The 519-nt window shown below is 50.1% G+C and carries 5 tRNA genes; all 5 read left to right on the top strand.

The features are described 5' to 3' along the window. The first annotated feature begins 66 nt into the window (after positions 1-66). The 5 genes from FC32_RS02970 (at position 67) to FC32_RS02950 (ending at position 517) form a co-directional block, all read left to right on the top strand. Positions 67-158, top strand: a tRNA-Ser gene (locus FC32_RS02970). A gap of 12 nt (positions 159-170) precedes the next feature. Next, positions 171-242: transfer RNA gene (locus tag FC32_RS02965), tRNA-Glu, on the top strand. A 5-nt stretch (positions 243-247) separates the two neighbouring features. Then, positions 248-320, top strand: a tRNA-Val gene (locus tag FC32_RS02960). 9 nt (positions 321-329) lie between these two features. Next, positions 330-402, top strand: a tRNA-Asp gene (locus FC32_RS02955). A 42-nt stretch (positions 403-444) separates the two neighbouring features. Beyond that, positions 445-517 (top strand) — tRNA-Phe (locus FC32_RS02950). Positions 518-519 lie beyond the last annotated feature (2 nt).

Genomic DNA, 519 nt, shown 5'->3' with positions numbered 1-519 from the left:
TAGAGCACCTGACTGTTAATCAGGCTGTCGACGGTTCGAGTCCGCCTGCCGGAGTTGCCTTTAATTGGAGAGTTGTCCGAGTTGGCCGAAGGAGCATGATTGGAAATCATGTAAACGGGTAATGACCTGTTTCAAGGGTTCGAATCCCTTACTCTCCGTTTTAAGATTATGGCCCGTTGGTCAAGTGGTTAAGACACCGCCCTTTCACGGCGGTAACATGGGTTCAAATCCCGTACGGGTCACTTATGGAGGATTAGCTCAGTTGGGAGAGCGTCTGCCTTACAAGCAGAGGGTCACAGGTTCGAGCCCTGTATCCTCCATTCCAATTTGGTCCTATGGTGTAGGGGTTATCACGCCTGCCTGTCACGCAGGAGATCACCGGTTCAAATCCGGTTAGGACCGTTGCAAGTAATTGCAAATTAAATAAATATATATTATTGTTGTGGCTCGGTAGCTCAGTTGGTAGAGCAAAGGATTGAAGCTCCTTGTGTCGGCGGTTCGATTCCGTCCCGCGCCACC

Source organism: Ligilactobacillus apodemi DSM 16634 = JCM 16172 (assembly GCF_001434405.1).
GTDB classification, from domain to species: Bacteria; Bacillota; Bacilli; order Lactobacillales; family Lactobacillaceae; genus Ligilactobacillus; species Ligilactobacillus apodemi.
Note: the sequence above shows the minus strand (reverse complement) of the source record. Positions and strands in the feature narration are given on the sequence as shown.